This is a genomic window from Rhodovulum sp. DZ06, assembly GCF_050586345.1.
GTDB lineage: Bacteria > Pseudomonadota > Alphaproteobacteria > Rhodobacterales > Rhodobacteraceae > JBOCEF01.
On record NZ_JBOCEF010000004.1, the window covers coordinates 56094 to 79282 of the forward strand.

A 23189-nucleotide genomic window follows, 5' to 3' on the forward strand; every position below is an offset into this window, starting at 1 on the left:
AATGACGCAGATGCAACATGGCGAGGTGATGCTCGAGGTCCGGGACATGCACGCCTATTACGGCAAGTCCCACATCCTGCACGGCGTCAACATGGAGGTCCGGGCGGGCGAGATCGTCGCCCTCCTCGGCCGCAACGGCGCGGGGCGCTCCACGACCTGCAAGGCGATCATGGGCGAGGTCGAGCCGAAGGGCTCGGTCATGTTCAAGGGCCAGCAGATCGCGGGCAAGAAGGCGTTCGAGGTCTCGCGCCTCGGGGTCGGCTACGTGCCGGAGAACCGGGACATCTTCCCGGGCATGACCACGCGCCAGAACCTGGTCCTCGGGATGAAGCCCGGGATCAAGGACGGCGACGGGCGCTGGAAGATGCAGGACATGTTCGACATGTTCGAGAACCTGCAGCGGCGCGCGGACACCGAGGCGAGCGTGCTTTCGGGCGGCGAGCAGCAGATGCTGACCATGTGCCGGACGCTGATGGGCGACCCGGACCTGATCATGGTGGACGAGCCGACCGAGGGGCTGTCGCCGCAGATGGTCCTCAAGGTCGCGGACCTGCTGCGCGAGATCGCGCGGCGCGGCATCGCGATCATGCTGGTGGAGCAGAAGCTCTCCATCGCAATGGACATCGCCGACCGGGTCTACGTGATGGGCCATGGCGAGATGGTCTACGAGGGCACGCCGCAGGGCCTGAAGGACCGCGAGGACGTGCGCAAGGAGTGGCTGGAGGTCTGACGCCTCCCGCCCATGCCGCGCGCGCAGACGCCGCCGGGGATCGCGCCCCGGCGGCGTTTTTTCATGGGCCGGGCCTGCATGGCCGGGTCTTCATGGGCCGGATCTTCACGGGAGGGCACACCCGGGCGTGTCCCCCGTGGGCGGGTTCCCCCGGGCGTGTTCCCCGTGGGCGGGTCGCGGCCTCCGGCCCGCCGCGGCCTCGCGGCCGCGCGGCCCTCCGGCGGGGGGCGCGCCGATCCGGGCGCGGCGCGCGGCGTCGGGCGGGGGGCCTCCGGCCCGCCGCGGCCTTGCGGCCGCGCGGCCCTTCGGCGGGGGGGCGCCGATCCCCGCGGGGCGCGCGGCGTCGGGCGGGGGAGCCTCCGGCCCGCCGCGGCCTCACGGCCGCGCGGCCCTTCGGCGGGGGCGCGCCCTGCCCCGGCCTATCGCGCCGGGTCGCCCCCCGGCAGGCCGACCAGCACCCAGTCGCCCGAGGGCGTCTCGATCACCTCGCGCGCCTCCAGCCCCGGGATCAGCGCCAGCGCCTCGGGCATCAGCGGCGTGTGCACCGCCACCGCGCGCCCGTCGGCCAGGGCCCGGCGCAGCAGCTCCGCGTCGACGTGATAGCCGCGATTGCTCACCATCGCGATCAGCGCGTCGTCCCGGCCGACCTGGTTGGCCAGCAGCTCGGGCGGGCCGAACATCATGCTGGGCGCCTCGATCCCCGCCAGCGCCTCGGCCGTCAGCGCCGAGACCGCCCGCCGGTGCTGCGAGAACGCAAGGTCCATCCCCCCCGCGAACAGCCCCCCCGCGAAGCCCGCCGCCCCCAGCGCGACCGCCGCCCGCGCCGTGCCGCGGCGCAGCCCGCCGGGCGCCCCCGGGGCCGCCGCGGCGAGCCCCGCGGCCAGCGACGCCGCCGCGACCGCGGCCAGCAGCCAGAGCGCCAGGACCTGCTGCGCCCCCGGCGCGCCGCCGGGCCCGGCCAGCAGCCAGCCCACCGCCGCCGCGCCGCCGCCCAGCCCGCCGAGCCGCAGCGCCGCCCCGACCGCCGCGCCGCCGCCCGCCGCCGCGATCAGCCGCGCCAGCACCGCCGCGCCCAGCGCCGCCAGCAGCGGCAGAAGCGGCATGAAATACCGCATGTTGCCCCCCAGCCCGCCGAACCACGCGCTCGGCAGGAAGGCCGCCGCGTAGGGCGCCGCGGCGATGGCGCAGAGCAGCGCCCCGCGCCGCCCCCGTCCGTCCCAGCGCAGGAAGGGCGCCGCCAGCAGCAGCCCCGCCCAGGGCAGGCTCTGCCCCAGCGCCTTCTTGGCGAGGCCGAGATTGAGCATCGTCCCCCCCGGCCCCGGGATCAGGTGCGGGTGCAGGTCGATCAGCGCCCGCGCATCCACCAGGAGCCCCCAGGCGCCGAACCCCACCCGGCCCAGCGCCGCGCCCACCGCGGGAACCAGCGCCGCGCCGATTGCGGCCGCCAGCGCCAGCCCCCCGGCCAGCGCCGCGCCCTGCCGGCGGGGCAGCGCCCGGAACAGGACCAGCAGCCCCAGCCCCGCCGCCGCCGCGCCCAGCAGCGGCGCGTGGCCCGACAGCGTGGTCAGCCCGTCGTCGCGCCCGTAGCTGAACGGGTTCAGCGCGCCGAACTTCGCCTGGTTCAGCGCCGCCAGCGCCAGCAGCGGCCCCGCCAGCCCCGCCGCCCCGCCCGCGATCATCGCCCAGGGGCGCGCCGCGAACAGCACCGCGAAGGCCCCGATGGCGGGCAGCACGAGGATGGCGTCGAGCCGGAACAGGCAGGCCGCGCCCAGCGCCGCCCCCGCCGCCGCCGCGCGCCCCAGCGCCGCGCCGCGCGCCTGCGCATCCGCCGCGCCCAGGCCCAGCGCCAGCGCGACCGTGGTCAGGCAGACCGTGATCGCGTGCGGCCAGACCCCGACCGAGAATTCCAGCCAGAAGCTCGAGAGCATGAAGATCGCCGCCGCCCCCAGCGCCACCCGCGCGTCGCCGAACATCCGCCAGGCCAGCGCCCGCACCGCGAACACCGTCCCCGCCGCCGCCAGCGCGTTCAGCAGCGTCAGCCCCCGGATCCCGAGGGCCGAGACCGGCCCCGCCCCCAGCAGCGCCGGCCCGGGCGGGTATTGCGAGGTCAGCCCCCCGGTCCCCTCCACCAGGAACCACAGCTTCATCGCCGCGACCGGGTATTGCTCCCAGCCGTTCTGAACCGTGAAGGACCCGTGCCGCGCCATCGCGTCGGCCGAGAGGAAATAGAGCGCCTCGTCCACGTTGAAGAGGCCCGGAACCGCGACCAGCCACAGCAGCAGCGGCAGCGCCGCGAGGGCCCAGAGCGCCTGCCGCGCCCGCCCGGTCGCGGGCGGCGGCGGGCCGATCTCGCGGCGGGCGGGGGCCGGGGTGGCGGCCGAAGCGGGGGCCGGGGCGGGGGCCGGGGCGCTCATGCCCCGATCTCCGCCGCGACGGCGCAGGGGCGCGGGGGCAGGACGGCGCGCGCCGGACGGGCGCGGCGCGGCGGGGTCAGGGGGGACTGCATGGCGGCGACACGCTCCGGGGTTTTACGCGGAAGGCAGCATCGGGCGGCATGGCCGCGGCTGTCAACCGGACCGCCCGGCGCGGCGGGACCCCGGGGCGGGGGAGGACCGGCGACGCGCACCGCCCGGCCCAGACCCGCCGCTCGCCGCCGCCCACCTCATCGCTGTCCCGCCCGGGCGGGCCGCCCGCCGGGAGGCGCAACGCCTCGCGGCCCAAGCGGCGGGACCGGCGCCGCCGCAACCGCCCCCCCCGGAACGCAAACGGGCGGCCCGCTGCCGGGCCGCCCCTTCTCTTCTGCGCGTCCGCGCCGCCGATCAGGCGTGCTGCTCGCCGTACCAGGCGCCGTATTTCACCTCGGACCCGGCCCCGAGCTCGGCCAGCTTCGCCGCGAATTCCTTCGGGTCCTGGTCGCGGTAGTGATAGGGGTACACCACCTTCGGCGCGAAGGCGGCCACGCCCCCGGCGGCGGCGATCGGGTCCATCGTGTAGGGCAGGTTCATCGGCACGAAGGCCATGTCGATGTCCTTCAGGGCGCGCATCTCGGGGATGTCCTCGGTGTCGCCGGCGATGTAGATGCGCATCCCCGCCAGGGTCAGCACATAGCCGTTGTCGCGGCCCTTGGGATGGAACTTCTTGCGCTCCTCGGTCAGGTTGTAGGCCGGGATCGCCTCGATGCCGACGCCCATCATCTCGGTCGTCTCGCCATTGCCGATCATCTGCGCCTTCGCCTTCAGCGCCTCGGGCAGCTTCTCGTAGACCGAGGGGTTGGTCAGCAGCATCGTGCCCTCGCCCACCACGCCGTTCAGGGTGTCGAGGTTGAAGTGGTCGCCATGCTCATGCGTGATCAGCACGAGATCCGCGGCGGGCATGTCCGCGTATTTCTCCGCCCCGCCGACCGGGTCGTTGTAGATGGTCCCCAGCGGCGTGGTCATCACGAACGAGGCGTGGTCGACCGGGTGAATCCCGATCTCGCCGCCCTCGGCCTCGTACATGTCGCCATGCCCGCCGGCGCGGGCGGCGAAGGGCATGAAGGTGGCGGCGGCCGCCCAGGCGGCGGTGATCTTGAGGGCGTCGCGTCGGTTCATCTGCATCTCGTCTTCTCCCTGTTTCAGAGCTGCAGCGCGGGGCCGCGCCGCTCCGGGGCCGCTTCGCGGGTCCCTTCGGCCGCGAAATAGCCCGGACCGGAAACCCGCCCAGCCGGGCCGGGATCGCATTTGCGTGAACGCCGGGCGGGGGGCGTGGGCGCGAACGAGGCGCGACCGGGGGGCGACCGGGGGGGCATGGCCCCCGGGGCGCGCGCCCGCGCCCCCGCCGCTACGCCCCCGCGGCCCCCACCGTCATCCCGCCGCAGACGTAAAGACACTGCCCGGTCACGAACCCCGCCTCCGCCGACAACAGGTACCGCGCGGCATGGGCCACGTCGGCGGGCGTGCCCACCCGCTTCACCGGCACCGCGTCGATGATCGCTTGCGTGCGCGGCGCGCCGGGGGGATTGGCCCTGTCGAACAGCTCGGTCGCGATCGGGCCGGGGCCGATGGCGTTGGCGGTGATCCCGTCCGCGCCCAGCTCCAGCGCCCAGGTCTTGGCCATGCCGATCAGCCCCGCCTTGGTCGCGGAATAGGCCGTCCGCCCCTCCTTCCCCAGGGCCGCGCGCGAGGCGATGTTGACGATCCGCCCGAACCCCGCCGCCCGCATCCCCGGCAGCACCGCCTGCGCGCATTGCATCGCGCAGCGCAGGTTCAGCGCCGCCGCCCGGTCGAACTCGGCCAGCGTCTGGTCGGCCAGCGCCGCCGGGGCCACCAGCCCGACATTGTTCACCAGCCGGGTGATCGGCCCGCCCGACAGCGCCTCCTCCAGCGCCGCCGCCGCCGCGCCGGGGTCCGAGAGATCCGCCACGATCCCCCCGGGGCAAGGAGCGGCGTCGATCACCACCGCCTCCCAGCCTGCGTCCCGGCACATATCCGCGATCGCGGCGCCGATCCCCGCCGCGCCGCCGGTCACAAGAACCCGTTCCATCCCCTTGGCCATCCCCTTACACCGTCGCGATGGGCGAGAGGGGCGAGCCCACGGCCCCCGGCAGCCGCAGCGGCGGCGCCGTCAGCATGAACCGCGTGCGCTTGTTCGCGCGCAGCCACCCGGCCAGCTCGGTCATCCACCACAGCTCGCCGAGGTGCACGCCCAGCTTGAACAGGCACAGCTCGTGCAGCGGCAGCGCCGCGCAGCAGGCGTCCTCGCCCGGGCGGGCGGGATAGGCCTCGACCGCGTAATTGTCCGCCGCCAGCGCCGCCACGCCGCTGTCGATCACCCAGCGCTGCAGCTTCTCGTCCCGCCCGTCGAGCGCAGAACAGGTCCCGTGCAGAAGCTCCTTCGTCACCTCGCCCTGGTGCGCCATCACCCGGTCGGCGAAGCCCGTGTGCAGGCACAGGATGTCGCCCGGCTCGACCTCGGCGCCGTCCGCCTCCAGCACCCGCATCAGCGCGTCATAGCCCACCGCCTGCTGGGCATCCCCGAGATGCGCGCGCAAATCGGCCATCACGCCGCGGCCCTGCACGCCATGCGCGGCCATGCCCTCGATCCCGAGGCGCGTCGCGCGCGAGGCGCCGTCGGCCGAGACCTGCATGTCCGCCTCGGTGAAGCCGTTGTAATACCGCTTCTCCGGCGTCCCATCCTCGTCCGCGTCGAACCAGGACCCGACATGGGCCAGCGCGTCCCACTGGGTCGAATACTGCAGGTGCAGGATCGCGAGGTCGTCGCACACGACATCGGTCGGCCCCTCGCCCGGCTCGGCGAAATGGGCGTTGAAGAAGGGCCGGTCGTCCAGCGAGGTCGGCTTCAGCACCGGCGGGTGGCGGCGCTTGTTCAAAAGGTTCCCCCCCGGCTTGTCGAGCGGCAGCGACAGGCAGAACGCCTTGCCCGCTTGCACCTCGGCCGCCGCCTGCCGGCGCTTGGCGTCGTCGATCAGGTTGAGGCGCCCGAGCTGGTCATCCTCGCCCCAGTCGCCCCAGGTCGACTCCTCGGGGCGGCGCGTCCATCGCCTGGTCATCGTCTTTCTCCCTCCCAGGATGCGGCGGGTCTTGGACGCCCGCCTGCTTCGTCTGACAATCTTGCCCGCCAATCTCGCCCGGGCGCGCGCGGAAATCCACCGCCGCGCGCGGGCGGCGGTGCAGAACCTGTGAAGCGGAGGGAGAGGCCCCGGGGCCCCGCGGGCGCGTGAGGGCGCGCTCCGCGGGGCGACGGCGGGGGAGGCCGCATGCGCGCCGGGCCGCGAGGGAAGGGCCGGACGCGCGGCGGCGGGGCGCCCCGGGAAGGGAGACGCCCCGCCGCCTGCGATGGGGGGGTATGGGGCCGAGGGAAGCCCCGCCCCCGCCGTATCAGCGACCGCGCCCCGGGGCGCGCGGCCGTGTCTTGTCTCGTCAGGCGCGCGGCGGGCGCGCCCGGCGCGGGGTCAGTGCGCGTCGAATTCCAGCACCAGCCGGTCCGAGACCGGGCGGCACTGGCAGGTCAGCACCAGCCCGTCGCGGACCTCGTGATCCTCGAGCGCCCAGTTCTGCGCCATCTCGGCCTCGCCCTCGACCACGCGGGCCACGCAGGTGGCGCAGACGCCCGCCTTGCACGACCAGGGCGCGTCCACGCCCGCCTCGCGCGCGCTGTCCAGCACGTTGGCGCCCTGGCGCGGCATCCGGAACCGGGTCTCGGCCCCATCGGCGCGGACCACCACCTCGGCCATGTCGCCCGCGGCCCGGGCCGCTTCCGCGGCGGCGGCGGCGGCGGCCTTCGCGGCGCGGCCCTGCTGCGGGGCGCCGAACATCTCCATGTGGATCGCGTCCTTCGCCATCCCGGCGCCTTCCAGCGCCCCGCGGACCTCTTTCATCATGCCTTCCGGCCCGCAGATGAAGGCGCCCGCGGCGTGCTCCACGTCCACCCACGCCCCGAACAGCGCCCGGCATTTCTCCGCGTCGATGCGGCCCGAGAACAGGTCGATCTCCTGCCCCTCGCCCGAGAACACGTGGATCACCGACAGCCGCGCCATGTAGCGGTCCTTCAGCGCCCCGAGTTCGCTGCGGAACATCACCGAGGCCTGCGCCCGGTTGCCATAGACCAGCGTGAACCGCGCCTCCGGGTCCCCGGCCAGGATCGCCTTGGCGATGGCGAGGATCGGGGTGATCCCGGACCCGGCCGCGAAGCCGAGCCAGGACCCGCCCGCCGGCGCCTCGGGCGCGTGGAAGCGCCCCTCGGGCACGCCGGCCTCGAGCACGTCGCCGACCTTCAGATCACCGTTGATGAGCGAGGAGAACGCGCCCCCCGTCACCCGCTTGACGCCGATCTTCAGCCCCTCGCCCGGCCCGGCGCAGATGGAATAGGAGCGGCGCAGCTCCTCGCCGTCGAAATCGCGGCGGAAGGTCAGGTGCTGGCCGGGCAGGAAGGCGAAGCGCCCCTCCTCTCCGGCGGGCGGGGCCAGGGTGACGGCCACGCTGTCGGCGGTGTCGCGGTCGATCGCGGTCACGGTCAGCGGAATGAAGTCCTGCATGGCGCGTCCCTCAGATGGCTTTGAAATAGTCGTAAGGTTCCAGGCAGTCCCGGCAGCGGAACTGCGCCTTGCACGGGGTCGACCCGCGGGCCGAGATCAGCTCTCCCGCCCCGCCGCAGCGGGGGCAGGCCGGCGCCTGCGCGGTCAGCGACCCGGCGCACATCGCGGCGCCGCCCACGGGGGGGGCGATGCCGTATGCGCGCAGGTCCTCGCGCCCCTTGGGCGTGATCCAGTCGGTGGTCCAGGGCGGGGACATGCGCCGGTTGATGCGCACGTCCGACAGGCCCTTCCCGCGCAGGTGCGTCTCCAGCTCCATCTCGATGATGGCGGTGGCCGGGCACCCGGAATAGGTCGGCGTGACGTCGACCACCAGCGTGTCGCCGTCCCAGTCCGCGCCCCGCACGATGCCGAGATCGACGAGGGAGACCGCCGGGATCTCGGGGTCCGGGACCTCGGCGATCCAGCCGTTCACGATGTCCATGTCCGGGCGCATGACGCTCACCAGCTCGCGCCGGGATGGGCGCGCGGCAGGGACTGCATTTCCGAGAGGATATAGCCCATCGCCTCGGAATGCAGGCCATTGCGCCCGCCGACCCGCCGCAGCGGGCCTTCGGGGATCACCAGCCCCGCCTCGGTCAGGCTCGCCTCGGTCTCGGCCTCGAACCGCGCGCGGGTCTGTTCGGGGTCCGGGATGATCCCCTCCGCGGCCAGCGCATCGTCCAGCGCATCCGACGCCACCAGATCCGCGGTGAAGGGCCAGAGCCAGTCGAGCGCGGCCTGCATCTTCGCCTTGCTCTTCTCCGACCCGTCGCCGAGGCGGATCACCAGGTCGCGCGAGCGGTCGATATGGTAGCGCACTTCCTTCACCGTCTTGGCGGCGATGGCGGCGACGTCCTCGTTCGCGCTCTGCTCCAGCCCCTCCTGCATCGGCAGGTGCCAGGCGTCGAACAGGTACTGGCGCATCAGGGCATGGGCGAAATCGGCGTTGGGCTGCTCGACCAGGAGCGAGTTCAGGTATTCCCGCTCCTCGCGCAGGAAGGCGATCTCGTCCTGCGTGCGGCCCTTGCCCTCGGTCTTCGCGAACAGCTCGAACCACAGCTGGGTCTGCCCGATCAGGTCGAGGCCCATGTTCGCGAAGGCGATGTCCTCTTCCAGCACCGGCGCGCGCCCGCACCACTCGCCCGTCCGCTGCGCCAGGATCAGGGCGTTGTCGCCCATGCGCAGGCAGAAGGCGAGGAACGGGTCGGCGGGCGGCCCGGTGAAATCGGCGCGCGCGTCGCGGGCGGTGGTCCCGGGGACCAGCGGGCGCTTCTTCTCGGCGGAGGGCGCAGGGGCGCTCATCACATCGCCCCCACGTCTTCGGGGATGTCGAAGAAGGTCGGGTGGCGATAGATCTTGCTCTCCGACGGCTCGAACAGCTCCTCGGCCTTGTCGGGCTCGGTCGCCGCGATCTGCGCGGCGGGGACGGCCCAGATGCTCACGCCCTCGTTGCGGCGGGTATAGACGTCCCGCGCCGCCTTCAGCGCCAGCGCCGCGTCGGGCGCGTGCAGAGAGCCGACATGGCGATGCGACAGGCCGTGGCGGCCGCGGATGAAGATTTCCCAGAGGGGCCATTCCTGGCTCATGTCGTCCTCCCAGTCTTTGTTCGGTCAGCCGCGCAGGTCAGCAGCTGCAATGCAGTCCAAGGTCGATATCCCCGTCGGGGCAGGAGATTTCCTGCCGCGGGAACCCGAAGATCGTGTCGGCGAATTCCGCCCGGAAGCCGCCATTGGCCCAGCACCAGCGGCCCTCGCCGAATTCAGCGTGGTACGCGTCGCAGGATTTGCCGAGATAGAGCGTCTCGCGCCCATCCGTGACCCGGCTGTTCGCGCCCCCTTCGAAGAAGCGCACCACCCGGTCGCGGCTGGTCAGCGCGTATCCCGACGGGTTGCAAACCGCCTCCCAGGCGTGGTTCTGCGAAACGTACTGGCCCGCGGCCGGCCCCGCCGCCAGGATGGCGACGAGGGCGAGCGCCCGCATCACTCCGCCGCCGTCTTCGCGGCCTCGTGCTTCGCGGCATGGGCCATCAGCCCCTCGCGGTACCAGTCGCCGTCGTCCCAGGCCTTGTTGCGGGCGTTGAGACGCTCGCGGTTCATGGTGCCGTTGCCCTTCAGGATCGCCATGAAGGCGTCCCAGTCCGGCTCGCCGAAGTCGAAGCAGCCCTTCTCCTCGTTCCAGGCCAGCTCCGGGTCCGGGACGGTCAGCCCCAGCCACGCCGCCTGCGGCGCGGTCTGGTCGACGAATTTCTGCCGCAGCTCGTCATTCGAGTTCTGCTTGATGCCCCAGCGCATCGACTGCGCCGAATGGGTGCTGTCCTTGTCCGAGGGGCCGAACATCATCAGCGACGGCCACCACCAGCGGTTCAGCGCGTCCTGCGCCATGGCCTTCTGCTTCTCGGTCCCGTGGGCGAGGGCGCGCATGATGTCGAAGCCCTGGCGCTGGTGGAAGCTCTCCTCCTTGCAAATCCGCACCATGGCCCGCCCATAGGGGCCGTAGGAGCAGCGCTGCAGCGGCACCTGGTTCATGATCGCCGCGCCGTCGACCAGCCAGCCGATGGCGCCCACGTCGGCCCAGGTCAGCGTCGGCTCGTTGAAGATCGAGGAGTACTTGGCCTTGCCGGTCAGCAGCTGCTCGGTCAGCTGGTCGCGGGAAATCCCCAGCGTCTCGGCGGCGCAATAGAGGTAAAGGCCATGCCCCGCCTCGTCCTGCACCTTGGCCAGCAGGATCGCCTTGCGCTGCAAGGACGGCGCGCGGGTGATCCAGTTGCCCTCGGGCGCCTGCCCGACGACTTCCGAATGCGCGTGCTGGGAGATCTGGCGCACCAGCGTCTTGCGATACCCGGCGGGCATCCAGTCGCGCGGCTCGATCTGCACGTTGCGGTCGATCCGCTCCTGGAAGGCCTGCTCCTCGGGCCCGCCCTCGGCGGCGCCGGTCTCAACCAACTGTGCGTACATGTCTCGAGTCCCTCCCAAAGGAATCGGGCCCACGGAATCGGGGCTGCGTGCCGTTGCAGCGTTATATGTCACAGATTTCGGGATGCATCAATATTTCTGTGACACGTTAAGACCTGCGCGCTCCCGCTTCGGGCCGCGCTCAGCCCCGCAACGGGGCGAGGCGGGCGTCCATTTCCGCGGGGTCGGGGCGCAGCGGGCGGCCATCCTCGCCCGTGAACCGCCGCGCCGCCTCGGCCTCGGCCGAGGGCGTCAGCGCCAGGTAGAGCCGCGCGAACAGCCGCCGCGCCTCCGGCCCCGGCCAGCCTGCGGGCAGCAGGCCCAGCGGCAGCACCGGGTCGGCCAGCGCGATCTCGCGCCAGGCGTGGACCAGCAGCAGCCGCAGCGCGAGCGCGTCGCGCCCCGGCATCGGCCGCGCCGCCAGCCGGTCCTCCAGCGGCGCGAAGGCTTCGAGGAACCGCGTCATCGCCGCCGAAAGCTCCTCCAGCGGCCAGGCCGCGGCGGCCAGCTCCGCCAGGTCGTCGGTGCATTCGGCCCGGAACAGCGGCGCGACGTCGGGCGCCGGTCCCCCGCGGTCGGGCGCGAGGGCGAGATGCGGGCGCGGGATGCCGAAGCGCCGCCGCTGCAGCTTCGCGGCCAGCGCCTCGCGCCCCGCGCCCTGGGGCAGCGGGACCAGCAGCCAGCCCTTCATCGGCGGCGGATCGGCGGGGGCGTAGATCAGGCGGGTGGCGCGGGCGAACTCCGCCTCGCCCGAGCGGGTCAGGCGGTACATCGACCGGCGCCCGATCTTCTCCCCCTCGATCCGCCCCGAGGACACGAGGCGCGACACCGCCGTGCGCACCCGGCTGTCGGACAGGCCCAGCGGGGCGCAGGCCTCGACGATCTCGCCCATCCACAGCCGCCCGCCGCGCGGGGCGGCGACGTCGCCGTAAAGCGTCACCACGAAGGCCCCGGCCCGGATGGGCCAGGCGCTCAGCAGCTTCTCGGCGAGGGCGGCTTGCATCGGATCAGCCTTCGGTCAGGAACGGGGGAGGAGAGGGCCGGGCGGGGGGGGGTGGGCGCCGCCGCGGCCGGACCCGGCGCAGCGCCGGTCCCGCCCCGCGGCGCCGCCCCGCCTCAGCCCTCCAGCAGCGCCAGCACGGCCTCGGGCGGGCGGCCCAGCGCGGCGCGGCCATTGGCGAAGACCACCGGCCGCTCGATCAGCTTCGGCGTCGCGGACATGGCTTCGGCCAGCGCGGGCCCGTCCACGTCATCGAGCCCCTGCGCCTTCCACTCCGCCTCTTTCCGGCGGGCCATGTCGCGCAGGCTCAGCCCCGCCGCCTCGGCCGCCGCCGTGATCTCCGCCGCCGAGGGCGCATCCTCGAGATACTTGCGCACCACCGGCGCGATCCCCCGCGCCTCCAGCAAGGCCAGCGTCTCGCGCGATTTCGAGCAGCGCGGGTTGTGCCAGATCACCACGTCCATGGGTCTCTCCTTCAAGCCAATGCGGCGCGCAGGGCGGGGAGCCAGTCCAACGCCCCCGCCCCCGGCGCGCCGGGGATGTATTCCGCCGCCGCCGCGCCGCCATAGCCCGCATCGCGGATCGCGCGCAGCACGGCGCCGACATGGATCTCGCCGCCCGAGAGGTCGGCGGCGGGCGCGCCGCGGTCCGGCACGGCGGCGAACTGCACATGGCCCACGAGCGGGGCCAGCGCCTTGAACCGCTCCACCAGGTCTCCCTGCAGGATCTGCTGGTGATAAAGGTCGTACATCAGCTTCAGCTCGGGCCGGGCCAGCGCCTCGATCACCTCGGCGCCCTGCTCGGCGCTGCCCAGGTGATAGCGCGGGGCCTGCCGCGGGTTCAGCGGCTCGATCAGCACCATCCGCCCGCCCTCGGCCGCCCGGTCGCAGGCGTGGGAGAGCGCGTCGCGATAGGCCGCATCCGCCGCCGGGCCGCCATCGGTCTCTCCGGCCATGACGTGGACGGCGCGGGCGCCGATGGCCTCGGCATAGGCGAAGGCGCGGTCGATGGCCGCGCGCGCCTCGGCGCCGTAGCCCGGCACGGCGGCGAAGCCGAGCGCGCAGGGCCCGGTCCCCAGCGGCGTGTTCAGCCCCAGCGCCGGGATCCCGGCGGCGCGCAGGGCGGCGGCGGTCTCCTCGGCGGGCGTGTCATAGGGGAACTGGAACTCCACCGCGTCGAACCCGTCCGCCGCGGCGGCGGCGATGGCGTCCGTCAGCGGGCGGTCCCGGTACATCAGGCCCAGGTTGGCGGCGATCACGGTCATCGGGCGGTCCTTCTCCCCCGGCCCCTTGGGCCCTCCCGGCCCCTTCGGCCCTCCTGGCCCCGCAGGCCCGGCTCAGCCCGCATCGCCCGCATCGTCCAGGTTGTCGATGAACCGCCGCAGCAGGCCCGCCAGCGTCGCGGCCTCCTCCTCCGAGAACCCGTCCAGCATCTCCCGCTGCAGGCGCAGCGCGTCCACCAGCACCTCATCATGCAGGGCCGCGCCCTCCGCCGTCAGGCGGAACAGCCGCCGCCGCGCATCGGGGCCGGGGGTGCGCGACTGCACCAGCCCGCGGGCCTCGAGCCGGGCGATGGCGCGCGACACCGCCGCCTTGTCGATCCCGATCAGGTCCGCGGCCTGCGAGACCGAGCTGTCCGGCGTCCGGGTCAGCGTCACCAGCATCCGCCAGTCCATCGCCCCGATCCCGTAGCGGGCCTGGTAGATGCGCGAGATGGTGCGGGTATAGCGGTTTGCGGCGAAGACCAGCAGCACCGAGGGCGCCTCGGTGAGCGAGAGCGTCCTTCGCGCCGCCCCCGCCTCCCCCTCGGGATCGGGCGCGTCGACAAGGAACAGCGCGTCGTCCAGCGCGCCAGGTTTCGCTTTCACATTCATGCTTCGGAAGTACCGCAGCCGCGGGGCCGGGGCCACGCTTTTGTTGCCAGGTCCACACGCCTCCCCCTCGCACCTCCCCGCGCTCCCCCCTCGCACCTCCTCGCACTCCCCCCCTCGCACCTCCTCGCACTCCCCCCCTCGCCCCCCTCGCGCATTGGCGACGAAAGCGTGGGCAGACGTGATCGCCCCCGCCGTGCATTCTGGCGCCCCGGCCCTCACCTTGCCTGCACCGCCCCCACGCCCGAAAGCCCGCCCCATGACCCCCAAGGCCCGCGCCCTCGCCGTCCTCTTCACCGCCGAGATCGCGGCCATGGCCCTCTGGTTCGCCGCCGCCGCCGTGCTGCCGGACATGCTGCGCGAGGCGCCGATGTCCCCGGCCCGGCAGGCGGCGCTCAGCGCAGGCGTCCAGCTCGGCTTCGTCATCGGCGCCCTCGCCTCGGCTGCGCTGGGGCTGGCGGACCGCTACGACCCGCGCCGGGTCTTCGCCGCCTGCGCCTGGTCCGCGGCGGTCGCCAATGCCGGGCTGCTGTGGGCCGCGCCCGGATCCGACGTCGCCATCGCGCTCAGGGTCGCCGTCGGGGCGCTGCTGGCCGGGGTCTATCCCGTCGGCATGAAGATCGCCGTGGGCTGGAGCGTGAAGGACCGCGGCTTCATCGTCGGCGCGCTGGTGGGGGCGCTGACCCTCGGCTCCGCCCTGCCCCACGCCGTGCGCCTGGCCGGGGGGGCCGACTGGCGCGCCGGGCTCCTCGCCGCCTCGGCCCTCGCCGCGGCGGCGGGCGCCCTCATCTTCGCCGCCCGCCTCGGGCCGCACCACGCCCGCGCCGCGACCCTGTCGCTCCGCGCGATGACCGAGGCCTGGACCAACCGCCGCGTGCGCCTCGCCATCGCCGGCTACCTTGGCCACATGTGGGAGCTTTATTCCTTCTGGGCCTGGATCGGCGTGGCGGCAGGCGCCTCCGCCGCAGCCTCCAACTGGGATGGCGGCGACTGGTTCGGCCCCCTCACCGCCTTCTGCGCCATCGCCGCCGGGGCCCCGGCCTGCGTGCTGGCGGGCCGCGCCGCGGACCGGCTCGGCAAGGCCGAGGTCGCGGCGGGCGCGATGGTCCTCAGCATGGCCTGCGCCATCTTCACCGCCCTCGCCTTCGGCGGACCGCCCTGGCTGTTCTTCGCCTGCGCGCTGGCCTGGGGGGTGACGGTGATCCCCGACAGCGCCCAGTTCTCGGCCCTCGTGGCCGACGCGGCGCCGCCCGAGCGGGCCGGGTCGCTGATGACCCTGCAGACCGCGCTCGGCTTCGCGCTGACCGCCGGGACGGTGCAGGCCGCTCCGGTGATGGCGGCGGCGGTCGGCTGGAGCTGGACCCTGGCGGCCATGGGCCTCGGGCCCGTCGCCGGGATCGCCGCGATGCTGCGGCTGCGCGCCATGGGGCCGATCCTCCGCTGACGCAGCGCCCCGCCCCTCGCCCCGCCCCACCCCGGGCGCCGAATCCGCCGATTCCCCGCCCGCCCCCTTTTCCGCCCCGCGCAGCCCGTTTGCGCCATCCGGGGCGCCGCCTTTCGCCCTTGGTGTGTCGCGCGCAGGTGGACGCGCCCCCGCGCCCTTGCCTATGACAGTCGTCAGTTGAATTTCGGCGCGGACCACAGGCCGCGCCCCGGACGTCGGAGCCCTTGCCCAGATGACCAATCCCTTCGTTCTGACCCTCTCCTGCGAGGACCGTCCCGGCATCGTCGCCGCCATCACCACCGAGCTGGCGGCCATGGGCTCCAACATCACCGAGTCCAACCAGTTCTGGGACCGCGAGAGCAACCGCTTCTTCATGCGCGTCGCCTTCGACGCCCCGGACGGCAAGGAAGGGAACGACATCGAGAAGCTGATGGCCCCGGCCTTCGACCGCTTCAGCATGAAGTCCCGCCTGCAGGACATGGCCCGCAAGCCGAAGATGATCCTGATGGTGTCCAAATTCGACCACGCCCTGCTGCACCTGCTCTACCAGGTCCGCGTCGGCCAGCTGGACGCCGAGGTGGTGGCCATCGTCTCCAACCACCCCGACGCCAAGAAATTCGCCGATGACGAGGGCGTGCCCTATTACCACTGGGCCGTGACCCCCGAGACCAAGGCCGAGCAGGAGGCCAAGCTGCTCTCGCTGGTGAACGAGACCAACGCCGATCTCGTCGTCCTCGCCCGCTACATGCAGGTGCTGTCCGACAACCTCTCGAACCGCCTGTTCGGCAAGGTCATCAACATCCACCACGCCTTCCTGCCCGCCTTCAAGGGCGCCAACCCCTATCGCCGGGCGCATGAGCGCGGCGTCAAGCTGATCGGCGCCACCGCCCACTACGTCACCCCCGATCTCGACGAGGGCCCGATCATCGAGCAGGAGGTCGAGCGCGTGACCCACGCCATGTCCGCCAAGGACCTCGTGGCCGTCGGCCGCGACGTGGAGAACAAGGCCCTCTCGCGCGCCGTCAAGCTGCACCTCGAAAGCCGCGTGATGCTCAACGGCATGCGCACCGTCGTCTTCGCCTGACGCCGCCGCTCCCGGCCGCGCTGGCCGCGGCCCCCGGACGCAAAAGACGCAAGAAAGGCCCGCCGGTTCCCCGGCGGGCCTTTCGCATTCTCATCCCCGGCGGATCAGTACAGCGCCACCGGGTTGATCACCATCTGCACCGAGCCCTTCACCCGGGCCTGGCCCAGCACGAACATGAACTCCTTCACCCCGTCGCGCACCAGCGGGCCGGTGTTCATCGTCTCGAGGATGTAGATCCCGTTGTCCCGCAGCAGCACGACGTGGGAATAGAACACCTTCTGCCCCGCGGGCGGCGGCACCACGTCCACGCCCCAGGTGTCGGCCCCCACGGCCATCACGTTCATCGAGGCCAGGTACTCCGCCACGTCCTGCGTGATCCCCGGCTCGCCCGACACCCATTCCTGCGGCGCGCTCTCCAGCTTGCCCTCGGTCCAGCCGGTGTGCATCAGCACCACGTCGCCTTCCCGGATCTCCACGCCCTGCGCCTCGGCCGCCGCCTTGAACGCCGCCTCGTCGATCACGTGGCCGGCGGGCAGAACGTCCATGCCGAAATGGCTCGCCATGTCCACGACCACGCCGCGGGTCACCAGCGGCGGGATCTGGTGGACCCCCAGCCTGGTCAGGCCCGTGGTGGCCGAGATGTCCTCGGCCTTGTTGCAGTTGTAGTAGCGCCCGTGATCCCCGAGGTGCCCCAGTCCGTCGATCTGCGACCCGATGCCGAACCACATCTGGATCACGTCGTCATTGTAGACGCCGCCCCCGCCATAGCCGAGCGCATCCTTGCCCCGCGTCTGGTTCGGCTGGATCACCTGCATCGACAGCGAGCGCGGCGCGAAGGCGGGCGTGTCCGGGCCGATGGTGATCCCCAGCGGCTGCGACTTGCCCTGCTTGATCAGCTTGGCGGCCTCGAGCGTCCGCTCGGGGCTGAGCATGTTGGCCGCGCCGAGCTGGTCGTCGGCGCCCCACTTGGACGGCTGGCAATCCTGCGCGAGGGCCGGGGCGGCGAGGCCGAGGCCCAGCGCGGCGGCCCCGGCGACGCGCAGCACGCTGCGCGCCGTAAACGGCGTGTTGAACATTCCAGTTCTCCTCCCTGACGCGGGCTTTTTCGCCCGCTGTTGTTCAGCAGGAGAAAGGTGACGGGCGGAATCACGCGCCGTCAACATTTTTTGTGAAAAGGAATTCCACAGATGAATGAAAAGCGAATTCTTCCGCGGCGCAGCGCAATTCGGACGCGGCGCAGCAAACATCGAAAAGGGGGCGCCCGGCGGCGCCCCCTTCCGCGCCGCGCGCCCGCGGCAAGGGTCCGAATTCATCCGCCGGACGCGCGGCCTCAGAACCGTTCCGGGTCGCCCGTCGCGACCACGTCCGTCGGCGCCCCGGTGGGCGAGCCGCCCGGGGGCTCCAGCGACACGCCGAAATGCGCGCCCGGCAGGAAGCCGCCGCCGGGGGCCAGAAGCTCGGCCGGCATCCGCAGCGCCTGCGATCCGCCCTCGAGCAGGCCCATCGACACCGGCGCGCCCTCGTTCGCCATCCACATCTGGTAGACCCCGTCCGCGGGCTCGGGCCCCGAGACCTGGCGCACCAGCGTCTCGCCCGTCACCTCGTCGAGGACGGCGAAGAAGCCGGGGCCGCCCGCCTCGCCCTGGATCAGGGCGACATAGCGGACCTGGGCGGGCTCGACCGGGCCGAAATGCACCGGCGCGATGTCCGGGCGGATGACCGAGACGGCGCCGACCAGCACGCAGGCCGCGGCCAGCGCGCGCCAGGCGAAGACCTCGCGGCGGCGGGAAGGACGGATCGGCGTCGGGGCGGCGGGGGCCGGGGCCGGTTCGGGCGCCGGGGCGGCGGGCGCGGCGTCGGCGGCGGCGGCGGGGGCCTCCACCACCTCCGGCCCCTCGCCGAACAGCTCGCGCAGGATCCGGCGGCGGGCCGAGGGCGGCGGCGGCACGGCGGGGACGTCCTCGGCCATGCCCGACAGCCGCTCCTCCCAGGCCGCGACCAGCGCGGCGAAACCCGGGTCCCAGGCCGCGCGGGCCTTCGCCCGGGCGCGCGCGTCGAACTCCAGCACGCCCAGCGCCAGCTCGGCGGCCAGCAGCTCGTCCTCCGGCACGCCGGGCATGTCGGGGGGAATCCCGGGGGTATCGTCCTGCCCGCTCATTCGGCCATGCACTCCCGCAACGAGATCAGGCTGCGCCGCAGCCAGGTGCGCATCGTGTTCAGCGGCACCTCGAAGGCCGCCGCCAGCTCCTTGTACGACAATCCGTCGAGATACGCGCCCTTCACCGCCTTCGCCCGCGCGGCGTCCAGCCGGGCGAGGCATTCGGCGATGCGCGCGGATTCCGACCGGCCCACGGACAGATCCTCGGGCGTCGGGCCGCGATGGGGGACCTGCTCGGCCGCCTCCTCGCGCTCATCCCGCGCCAGCGCGGCGTTGCGCGCCCGCAGCCGGTCGACGGCATGGTTGCGCGCGATGGCGATCAGCCAGGACATCGGGCTGGCCTTGCCGGCGGCGAAGCGCGGGGCGCCGCGCCAGACCTTGATGAAGACTTCCTGCAACGCGTCCTCCGCCTCGGCCCGGTCCTGCAGCATGCGCAAGAGCACGCCGAAAAGCTTGGCCGACGTGCGGTCGTAAAGCTCGGCGAAGGCCCCGCGGTCACGCCGCGCCACCTCGCCGATCAATTCCGCCACGCGGGCCCTGTCCAGGTCTGTGGTCATGCGGCGCGCCCCTTCCCCTCACGGTCGTCGGGGCGGCGTCATCCCGCACACCCCTCGAACAACGTGACCGGACGCGAGGAAGTTTCAAGCGTGCATGCAAAGTTCATGTATCGCCGCCGCCCAGGCGGCGTGGTCCCCCGGCGGCAGGAACCGCGCCGACGGCCCCCCCGCCTCGCGCAGCGCCGGAAGGTCCGACAGCAGCGCCGGAACCCCCAGCGCCGCCGCCTCCATCGCCGGAAGGCCCAGCCCCTCGGCGCCCGAGGGCATCAGCAGCCCGTCCGAATGCGCCAGCAGCGCCGTCGCCTCGGCATCCGTCGCGCCGTCGAGCCAGACCACCCCCGGCGGCGGATCGAGCAGCCGCTGCACCAGCCCCCGCTCGGCCCAGCCGCGCCGCCCCACCACCGCCAGGCGCGGGGCCGGGGCGGCGCGCCCGAAGCGGGCGAACTCCTCCCAGATGTCGAGCAGCATCGCGTGGCCCTTGCGCGGCTCCACCGTCCCGAGACAGACGAAGAGCGGCCCCGGCGCCGCGGTCAGCCGCGGGGCCAGCAGGTCGCGCACCAGCCCGGGCGCGGGCACGGCGGCGCGGGGGGCCAGCGCCACCCGCAGCACCTGCGCCCCCGGGCCGCCGCGGGCGTCCCATTCCGCCGCCGTGGCCGCGGAATTGGCCAGCACCAGCGTGCGCCCCGGCGCGGCCTCGACCCCCGCAAGGAAGCGGGCGAACCGGGCCCGCCCCTCCGGCGTCTGGGCCTTCGGATGGGTCAGGGGGATCAGGTCATGCAGGATCACCCGGCGCGGCATCCGCCCGTCCGGGTCCAGCATCGCCATCGCCGCGGAACTGCGCAGCAGCCCGCCATGGCCGCCATTGACGTAGATCGCGCCCCCCGCGGCCCGGCGGCGCAGCAGGTCCGGCGCCCGCCCCCGCCGCAGGATCGGCGCGCGGGCCAGCGCCAGCCGCTGCCCGGGGCTCAGCCGCAGCCCCCGCCAGCGCCGGTCCAGCGCATCGAGGAACCGCACCGCGCCGGTCCACGGGACCGCCCGCGCCGCCTCGCCCCGCAGCGCCGCGAAATGCAGCCCGTCGCCGAGCCGCGCGTAAAGCTGTTTCGCCAGCGCGATGTCGAAGCGGTCGATGCCGGTGGCGAAGGGCCGCCCCGCCGCGCCCAGCAGGCGCGTCAGGTCGAAGATCGCGCCCGCCGCCCGGCTCGGCCCCGGGGGCGGGGCGTCGAAACCGGGCGGCGCCGCGTGCGGCCAGGGCGCCGCCGCCGGGGGCGGATCGCCGAGCGGGATGGTCTGCAGGCACAAGTCGAACCCCGCGGGCGCGAGGGCGCACCCGCCCCGCTCCGCCCGGTCCCGACCCCGCGCCCGGTCCCCGGGGCGGACGCCGACCACGATCTTCTCCGCCCGCGACATGGGCGCCATGGTGGCGCAGCGCGCCTTGCCCCGGGGTTAACCGGGCCGTCAGGGTCCGCGCCTGGCCGGCCTCACTTTGCCAGCCTCACCTGGCCGGCCTCACCTGAGCCAGCCTCACTTGGTCAGGATCAACTTGCCCTGCCGCGTGATCCGCAGCGCATAGACCGCGCCGTCCAGCACGATCCGCGCCGTCCCCGCCGCGCTGGTCAGCAGCCGGGCGTCATAGACGGGGATGTCCTCGATCTGGTCCTCGAGCGGCAGGGACGGACCGGCGCGCGAGGCGGAGGGGTTCTGGGCGATATAGGGCATCATTCAGGCTTCCTTTCGGATCGTCGAGGGGGACGCCGGATCGAACGCGTCCAACAGCCGCTCCAACCGCCAGGGCCCGAGAAGCACGGTGTCGGGAAAGTCTTCGCGCGCCCTCTTGGGCGCAGGCGCGGCGGGTCGCTGCATCGGACGGCCTCCGGGAAACGCGGCGCGCATCGCCCGGCCGCCCGGAAACCGGGCGGAGACGGCGCGCATCGCAAGGGGTGCGGGCGGGATCGGCGGGGCTGTCGGCGCACGAAAGGAAAGGCGCGGATGGCTGGCCGGCGACTCCATTTCTGACCGTTTCAGTCGGATAAGTCAAACCCGATTGTTTCACTCGGAGATAATCTCTCCCCCCGGCGCCGCCAGGCGAACACGGCCCACGCGCCCCCTTGCGCCGATGGATCGTAAGGGGCACGTATGAACCCCAGTTTCGCAGCGGCGCCCCGGGGAGAGGGCCGCGCCGCCGCCGCCGCGCCGCGCCGGGATCCTCCCGCGCCGCGCCGACCGACCCAAGGAGACCCCCATGTCCTATCCCGACACCCTTCTGCTGATCGACGGCGCCTGGCGCGCGGCCGAGGGCGGCCGCTCGATCCCCGTCATCAACCCCGCCACGGACGAGCAGATCGGCACGGTCGCCCATGCCTCGACCGCCGATCTCGACGCCGCGCTCGCCGCCGCCGACAAGGGCTTCAAGGAATGGGCCGCCACCGGCGCCTACCAGCGCGCGAAGATCATGCGCAAGGCCGCCGACAACCTGCGCGCCCGCGCCGGCGAGATCGCCGCGATCATGACCGCCGAGCAGGGCAAGCCGCTGGCCGAGGCCAAGGGCGAAACCCTCGGCGCCGCCGACACCATCGACTGGTTCGCCGAGGAAGCCCGCCGCGCCTACGGCCAGATCATCCCCTCGCGCATGCCCAACGTCATGCAGCAGGCGATCAAGATGCCCGTCGGCCCCGTCGCCGCCTTCACGCCGTGGAACTTCCCGCTCAACCAGGTCGTGCGCAAGCTGTCCGCCGCCCTCGCCGCGGGCTGCTCGATCATCGTCAAGGGCCCCGAGGAAACCCCCGCCTCCCCGGCCGCGATGATGGACTGCTTCGTCGAAGCGGGCGTGCCCGCGGGCGTCATCAACCTCGTCTACGGCGTCCCGGCCGAGATTTCCGAGTACCTGATCCCGCATCCGGTCATCAAGAAGATCTCCTTCACCGGCTCCACCCCCGTGGGCAAGCACCTGCACGCCCTCGCCGGCGCCCACATGAAGAAGTCGACCATGGAGCTCGGCGGCCACGCCCCGGTGATCATCGCGGGCGACGCCGACATCAAGGCGGCCGTGAAGGTCATGGGCCTGTCCAAGTGGCGCAACGCGGGCCAGGTCTGCGTCTCCCCCACCCGCTTTATGGTCGAGGAAAACGTCTATGACGAGTTCCTCGACGGCTTCGTGAAGCTGGCCGAGGGGATCAAGGTCGCCGCCGGGACCGAGGAGGGCGCGCAGATGGGCCCCCTCGCCAACGAGCGCCGCATCCCCGCCCTGCAGGAGCTGATCGCGGATGCGGTCGAGCGCGGCGCGACCCTGAAGACCGGCGGCGAGCGGATCGGCAACAAGGGCCAGTTCTTCCAGCCCACCGTCCTCGCCAACGTGCCGACCGAGGCGCGTATCATGAACGAGGAGCCCTTCGGCCCCGTCGCCATCGTCAACCCGTTCAGCACCCTCGACGACGCGATCGTCGAGGCGAACCGGCTCGAATTCGGCCTCGCCTCCTACGCCTTCGCCCGCGACGGCGGGACCATCGCGCGCCTGACCCGCGAGGTGGAGGCCGGGATGCTGACGATCAACCACAACGGCCTCGCCCTGCCCGAGGTGCCCTTCGGCGGCATCAAGGATTCGGGCATCGGCACCGAGGGCGGCTCGGAAGCCATCGACGCCTACCTGGTGACCAAGTTCACCACCGTCGCCTACTGATCGCCGCCCCCCTTGGGGGCCCGCGCAGACGGACGCAGAAAGGGCCCGCCGGAGCGATCCGGCGGGCCCTTCGCATGGCGGGCGACGCGGTTCAGCCCGCGCGGCGGCGCCCGGCGAAGCCCAGCGCGGCCAGCCCCGCCAGCAGCGCCGGCGCGGCGGCGGGCAGCGGCACGTCGGACGGAACCCGGGTGATGACGACGCTCCCGTCATCCGCCACGATGTCCGCCGCCGCCGAGGACAGCGCGAGGAAGAACGGCGCCGCTCCCGTGGTGATCCCCAGCGTGGTCAGCCCGTCATCGGACAGGAAGCCCACCAGCGGCCCGGCCGAGGACGCGAGCGCCGCGATCTCCTCGCCCAGCGGGTCGAAGATCGCCGCATCCGTCGCCGGGCCCAGCGCGGCCGAGAAATGCGCCGTCCCGCCCGCCACGCTGGTGTAGTCGAGATCCACGAGGATGTCCGAGAAGGCGACCGCGGCCGCGGGCGCGATCAGCGCGCTGTCGATGGTGAACGTGCCGGACCCGGCGCCGAAGGACCCGGCGACCTGGACGTCGAAGGTCACCGGGGCGGCCGCGGCGGCGGCGGTTCCGGCGGCCAGCGCCAGGGCCGCGAGAAGGGGAATGCGCATGGAGGATCTCCTTGGATGAAATGCA

24 protein-coding genes are annotated in these 23189 nt (G+C 73.4%); 4 read left to right on the forward strand and 20 right to left on the reverse strand.

Annotation, left to right across the window (positions count from 1 at the left end):
- Position 1: 1 nt before the first annotated feature.
- A complete protein-coding gene (locus ACQ5SO_RS03075; protein WP_430940103.1) occupies positions 2-730 on the forward strand; it encodes an ABC transporter ATP-binding protein in 729 nt (242 codons plus the stop codon).
- A gap of 419 nt (positions 731-1149) precedes the next feature.
- On the opposite strand, the gene ACQ5SO_RS03080 is transcribed toward ACQ5SO_RS03075, so the two are convergent.
- From ACQ5SO_RS03080 to ACQ5SO_RS03145, 14 genes are all read right to left on the reverse strand, one after another.
- Positions 1150-3144 carry a hypothetical protein gene (locus tag ACQ5SO_RS03080; RefSeq protein WP_430940104.1) on the reverse strand — a complete coding sequence of 665 codons (1995 nt, stop codon included), beginning with the start codon at positions 3142-3144 and terminating at the stop codon, positions 1150-1152.
- Between the two features lie 405 nt (positions 3145-3549).
- Positions 3550-4326 (reverse strand): MBL fold metallo-hydrolase, encoded by a 777-nt coding sequence (locus ACQ5SO_RS03085; protein WP_430940105.1) that lies wholly within the window; start codon positions 4324-4326, stop codon positions 3550-3552.
- A gap of 223 nt (positions 4327-4549) precedes the next feature.
- Positions 4550-5251 (reverse strand): SDR family oxidoreductase, encoded by a 702-nt coding sequence (locus ACQ5SO_RS03090; RefSeq protein ID WP_430940106.1) that lies wholly within the window; start codon positions 5249-5251, stop codon positions 4550-4552.
- Between the two features lie 16 nt (positions 5252-5267).
- Positions 5268-6278 carry a cyclase family protein gene (locus ACQ5SO_RS03095; protein ID WP_430940107.1) on the reverse strand — a complete coding sequence of 337 codons (1011 nt, stop codon included), beginning with the start codon at positions 6276-6278 and terminating at the stop codon, positions 5268-5270.
- A gap of 402 nt (positions 6279-6680) precedes the next feature.
- Positions 6681-7763 carry a 2Fe-2S iron-sulfur cluster-binding protein gene (locus tag ACQ5SO_RS03100; protein ID WP_430940108.1) on the reverse strand — a complete coding sequence of 361 codons (1083 nt, stop codon included), beginning with the start codon at positions 7761-7763 and terminating at the stop codon, positions 6681-6683.
- Between the two features lie 10 nt (positions 7764-7773).
- Entirely contained in the window at positions 7774-8256 is a 483-nt protein-coding gene (paaD, locus tag ACQ5SO_RS03105; protein ID WP_430940197.1) for a 1,2-phenylacetyl-CoA epoxidase subunit PaaD, read from the reverse strand.
- 5 nt (positions 8257-8261) lie between these two features.
- Positions 8262-9104, reverse strand: coding sequence for a 1,2-phenylacetyl-CoA epoxidase subunit PaaC (paaC, locus tag ACQ5SO_RS03110; protein WP_430940109.1), 843 nt, complete (start codon positions 9102-9104; stop codon positions 8262-8264).
- The gene (gene paaB, locus ACQ5SO_RS03115) at positions 9104-9388 is read right to left on the reverse strand and encodes a 1,2-phenylacetyl-CoA epoxidase subunit PaaB (protein ID WP_430940110.1); all 285 of its coding nucleotides are present in this window, start codon (positions 9386-9388) and stop codon (positions 9104-9106) included. The genes paaC and paaB overlap by 1 nt, the downstream gene beginning before the upstream one ends.
- 37 nt (positions 9389-9425) lie before the next feature.
- The gene (locus tag ACQ5SO_RS03120; RefSeq protein ID WP_430940111.1) at positions 9426-9782 is read right to left on the reverse strand and encodes a hypothetical protein; all 357 of its coding nucleotides are present in this window, start codon (positions 9780-9782) and stop codon (positions 9426-9428) included.
- On the reverse strand, positions 9782-10756 hold the full coding sequence (gene paaA / locus ACQ5SO_RS03125; RefSeq protein ID WP_430940112.1) for a 1,2-phenylacetyl-CoA epoxidase subunit PaaA: 975 nt from the start codon (positions 10754-10756) through the stop codon (positions 9782-9784). The genes ACQ5SO_RS03120 and paaA overlap by 1 nt, the downstream gene beginning before the upstream one ends.
- A gap of 139 nt (positions 10757-10895) precedes the next feature.
- Positions 10896-11756, reverse strand: a complete 861-nt coding sequence (locus ACQ5SO_RS03130; protein ID WP_430940113.1) for a PaaX family transcriptional regulator C-terminal domain-containing protein — start codon at positions 11754-11756, stop codon at positions 10896-10898.
- 113 nt (positions 11757-11869) lie between these two features.
- The gene (gene arsC / locus ACQ5SO_RS03135) at positions 11870-12217 is read right to left on the reverse strand and encodes an arsenate reductase (glutaredoxin) (RefSeq protein ID WP_430940114.1); all 348 of its coding nucleotides are present in this window, start codon (positions 12215-12217) and stop codon (positions 11870-11872) included.
- Positions 12218-12228: 11 nt separating this feature from the next.
- Positions 12229-13017: a hydroxypyruvate isomerase family protein gene (locus ACQ5SO_RS03140; RefSeq protein WP_430940115.1), complete on the reverse strand. Its 789-nt coding sequence runs from the start codon at positions 13015-13017 to the stop codon at positions 12229-12231.
- Positions 13018-13089: 72 nt separating this feature from the next.
- Positions 13090-13620 carry a MarR family winged helix-turn-helix transcriptional regulator gene (locus ACQ5SO_RS03145; protein ID WP_430940116.1) on the reverse strand — a complete coding sequence of 177 codons (531 nt, stop codon included), beginning with the start codon at positions 13618-13620 and terminating at the stop codon, positions 13090-13092.
- A 262-nt stretch (positions 13621-13882) separates the two neighbouring features.
- Here ACQ5SO_RS03145 and ACQ5SO_RS03150 point away from each other — a divergent pair, with 262 nt between their 5' ends.
- Both ACQ5SO_RS03150 and purU read left to right on the forward strand, forming a co-directional pair.
- On the forward strand, positions 13883-15067 hold the full coding sequence (locus tag ACQ5SO_RS03150) for an MFS transporter (RefSeq protein ID WP_430940117.1): 1185 nt from the start codon (positions 13883-13885) through the stop codon (positions 15065-15067).
- Positions 15068-15299: 232 nt separating this feature from the next.
- Positions 15300-16151, forward strand: coding sequence for a formyltetrahydrofolate deformylase (gene purU / locus ACQ5SO_RS03155; protein WP_430940118.1), 852 nt, complete (start codon positions 15300-15302; stop codon positions 16149-16151).
- A gap of 104 nt (positions 16152-16255) precedes the next feature.
- On the opposite strand, the gene ACQ5SO_RS03160 is transcribed toward purU, so the two are convergent.
- The 5 genes from ACQ5SO_RS03160 to hemP form a co-directional block, all read right to left on the reverse strand.
- Positions 16256-17227 (reverse strand): cyclase family protein, encoded by a 972-nt coding sequence (locus ACQ5SO_RS03160; protein ID WP_430940119.1) that lies wholly within the window; start codon positions 17225-17227, stop codon positions 16256-16258.
- A 254-nt stretch (positions 17228-17481) separates the two neighbouring features.
- On the reverse strand, positions 17482-18270 hold the full coding sequence (locus tag ACQ5SO_RS03165; RefSeq protein WP_430940120.1) for an anti-sigma factor: 789 nt from the start codon (positions 18268-18270) through the stop codon (positions 17482-17484).
- Between the two features lie 35 nt (positions 18271-18305).
- Positions 18306-18866, reverse strand: a complete 561-nt coding sequence (locus tag ACQ5SO_RS03170; RefSeq protein ID WP_430940121.1) for a sigma-70 family RNA polymerase sigma factor — start codon at positions 18864-18866, stop codon at positions 18306-18308.
- A gap of 84 nt (positions 18867-18950) precedes the next feature.
- Positions 18951-20282, reverse strand: a complete 1332-nt coding sequence (locus tag ACQ5SO_RS03175; RefSeq protein WP_430940122.1) for a glycosyltransferase — start codon at positions 20280-20282, stop codon at positions 18951-18953.
- A 105-nt stretch (positions 20283-20387) separates the two neighbouring features.
- Positions 20388-20582, reverse strand: coding sequence for a hemin uptake protein HemP (hemP, locus tag ACQ5SO_RS03180; RefSeq protein ID WP_430940198.1), 195 nt, complete (start codon positions 20580-20582; stop codon positions 20388-20390).
- 523 nt (positions 20583-21105) lie between these two features.
- Between hemP and ACQ5SO_RS03185 the strand changes: the two genes are divergently transcribed.
- On the forward strand, positions 21106-22539 hold the full coding sequence (locus ACQ5SO_RS03185) for an NAD-dependent succinate-semialdehyde dehydrogenase (RefSeq protein ID WP_430940123.1): 1434 nt from the start codon (positions 21106-21108) through the stop codon (positions 22537-22539).
- Positions 22540-22630: 91 nt separating this feature from the next.
- Here ACQ5SO_RS03185 and ACQ5SO_RS03190 read toward each other — a convergent pair whose 3' ends face one another.
- Positions 22631-23164: a hypothetical protein gene (locus ACQ5SO_RS03190; protein WP_430940124.1), complete on the reverse strand. Its 534-nt coding sequence runs from the start codon at positions 23162-23164 to the stop codon at positions 22631-22633.
- Positions 23165-23189 lie beyond the last annotated feature (25 nt).

Coding starts and splice junctions, on each gene's coding strand:
- ACQ5SO_RS03130 (WP_430940113.1), bottom strand. CDS start 11,756: ATGCAAGCCGCCCTCGCCGAGAAGCTGCTGAGCGCCTGGCCCATCCGG.
- hemP (WP_430940198.1), bottom strand. CDS start 20,582: ATGCCCTATATCGCCCAGAACCCCTCCGCCTCGCGCGCCGGTCCGTCC.
- ACQ5SO_RS03150 (WP_430940117.1), top strand. CDS start 13,883: ATGACCCCCAAGGCCCGCGCCCTCGCCGTCCTCTTCACCGCCGAGATC.
- ACQ5SO_RS03095 (WP_430940107.1), bottom strand. CDS start 6,278: ATGACCAGGCGATGGACGCGCCGCCCCGAGGAGTCGACCTGGGGCGAC.
- ACQ5SO_RS03165 (WP_430940120.1), bottom strand. CDS start 18,270: ATGCCCGGCGTGCCGGAGGACGAGCTGCTGGCCGCCGAGCTGGCGCTG.
- ACQ5SO_RS03190 (WP_430940124.1), bottom strand. CDS start 23,164: ATGCGCATTCCCCTTCTCGCGGCCCTGGCGCTGGCCGCCGGAACCGCC.
- purU (WP_430940118.1), top strand. CDS start 15,300: ATGACCAATCCCTTCGTTCTGACCCTCTCCTGCGAGGACCGTCCCGGC.
- ACQ5SO_RS03175 (WP_430940122.1), bottom strand. CDS start 20,282: ATGGCGCCCATGTCGCGGGCGGAGAAGATCGTGGTCGGCGTCCGCCCC.
- ACQ5SO_RS03120 (WP_430940111.1), bottom strand. CDS start 9,782: ATGCGGGCGCTCGCCCTCGTCGCCATCCTGGCGGCGGGGCCGGCCGCG.
- paaD (WP_430940197.1), bottom strand. CDS start 8,256: ATGCGCCCGGACATGGACATCGTGAACGGCTGGATCGCCGAGGTCCCG.
- ACQ5SO_RS03100 (WP_430940108.1), bottom strand. CDS start 7,763: ATGCAGGACTTCATTCCGCTGACCGTGACCGCGATCGACCGCGACACC.
- ACQ5SO_RS03160 (WP_430940119.1), bottom strand. CDS start 17,227: ATGTTCAACACGCCGTTTACGGCGCGCAGCGTGCTGCGCGTCGCCGGG.
- arsC (WP_430940114.1), bottom strand. CDS start 12,217: ATGGACGTGGTGATCTGGCACAACCCGCGCTGCTCGAAATCGCGCGAG.
- ACQ5SO_RS03080 (WP_430940104.1), bottom strand. CDS start 3,144: ATGAGCGCCCCGGCCCCCGCCCCGGCCCCCGCTTCGGCCGCCACCCCG.
- paaA (WP_430940112.1), bottom strand. CDS start 10,756: ATGTACGCACAGTTGGTTGAGACCGGCGCCGCCGAGGGCGGGCCCGAG.
- ACQ5SO_RS03090 (WP_430940106.1), bottom strand. CDS start 5,251: ATGGAACGGGTTCTTGTGACCGGCGGCGCGGCGGGGATCGGCGCCGCG.
- ACQ5SO_RS03085 (WP_430940105.1), bottom strand. CDS start 4,326: ATGCAGATGAACCGACGCGACGCCCTCAAGATCACCGCCGCCTGGGCG.
- ACQ5SO_RS03185 (WP_430940123.1), top strand. CDS start 21,106: ATGTCCTATCCCGACACCCTTCTGCTGATCGACGGCGCCTGGCGCGCG.
- ACQ5SO_RS03075 (WP_430940103.1), top strand. CDS start 2: ATGACGCAGATGCAACATGGCGAGGTGATGCTCGAGGTCCGGGACATG.
- ACQ5SO_RS03170 (WP_430940121.1), bottom strand. CDS start 18,866: ATGACCACAGACCTGGACAGGGCCCGCGTGGCGGAATTGATCGGCGAG.
- paaB (WP_430940110.1), bottom strand. CDS start 9,388: ATGAGCCAGGAATGGCCCCTCTGGGAAATCTTCATCCGCGGCCGCCAC.
- ACQ5SO_RS03140 (WP_430940115.1), bottom strand. CDS start 13,017: ATGACCGTGATCGCCGCCAACCTGGGCCTGATGTACCGGGACCGCCCG.
- paaC (WP_430940109.1), bottom strand. CDS start 9,104: ATGAGCGCCCCTGCGCCCTCCGCCGAGAAGAAGCGCCCGCTGGTCCCC.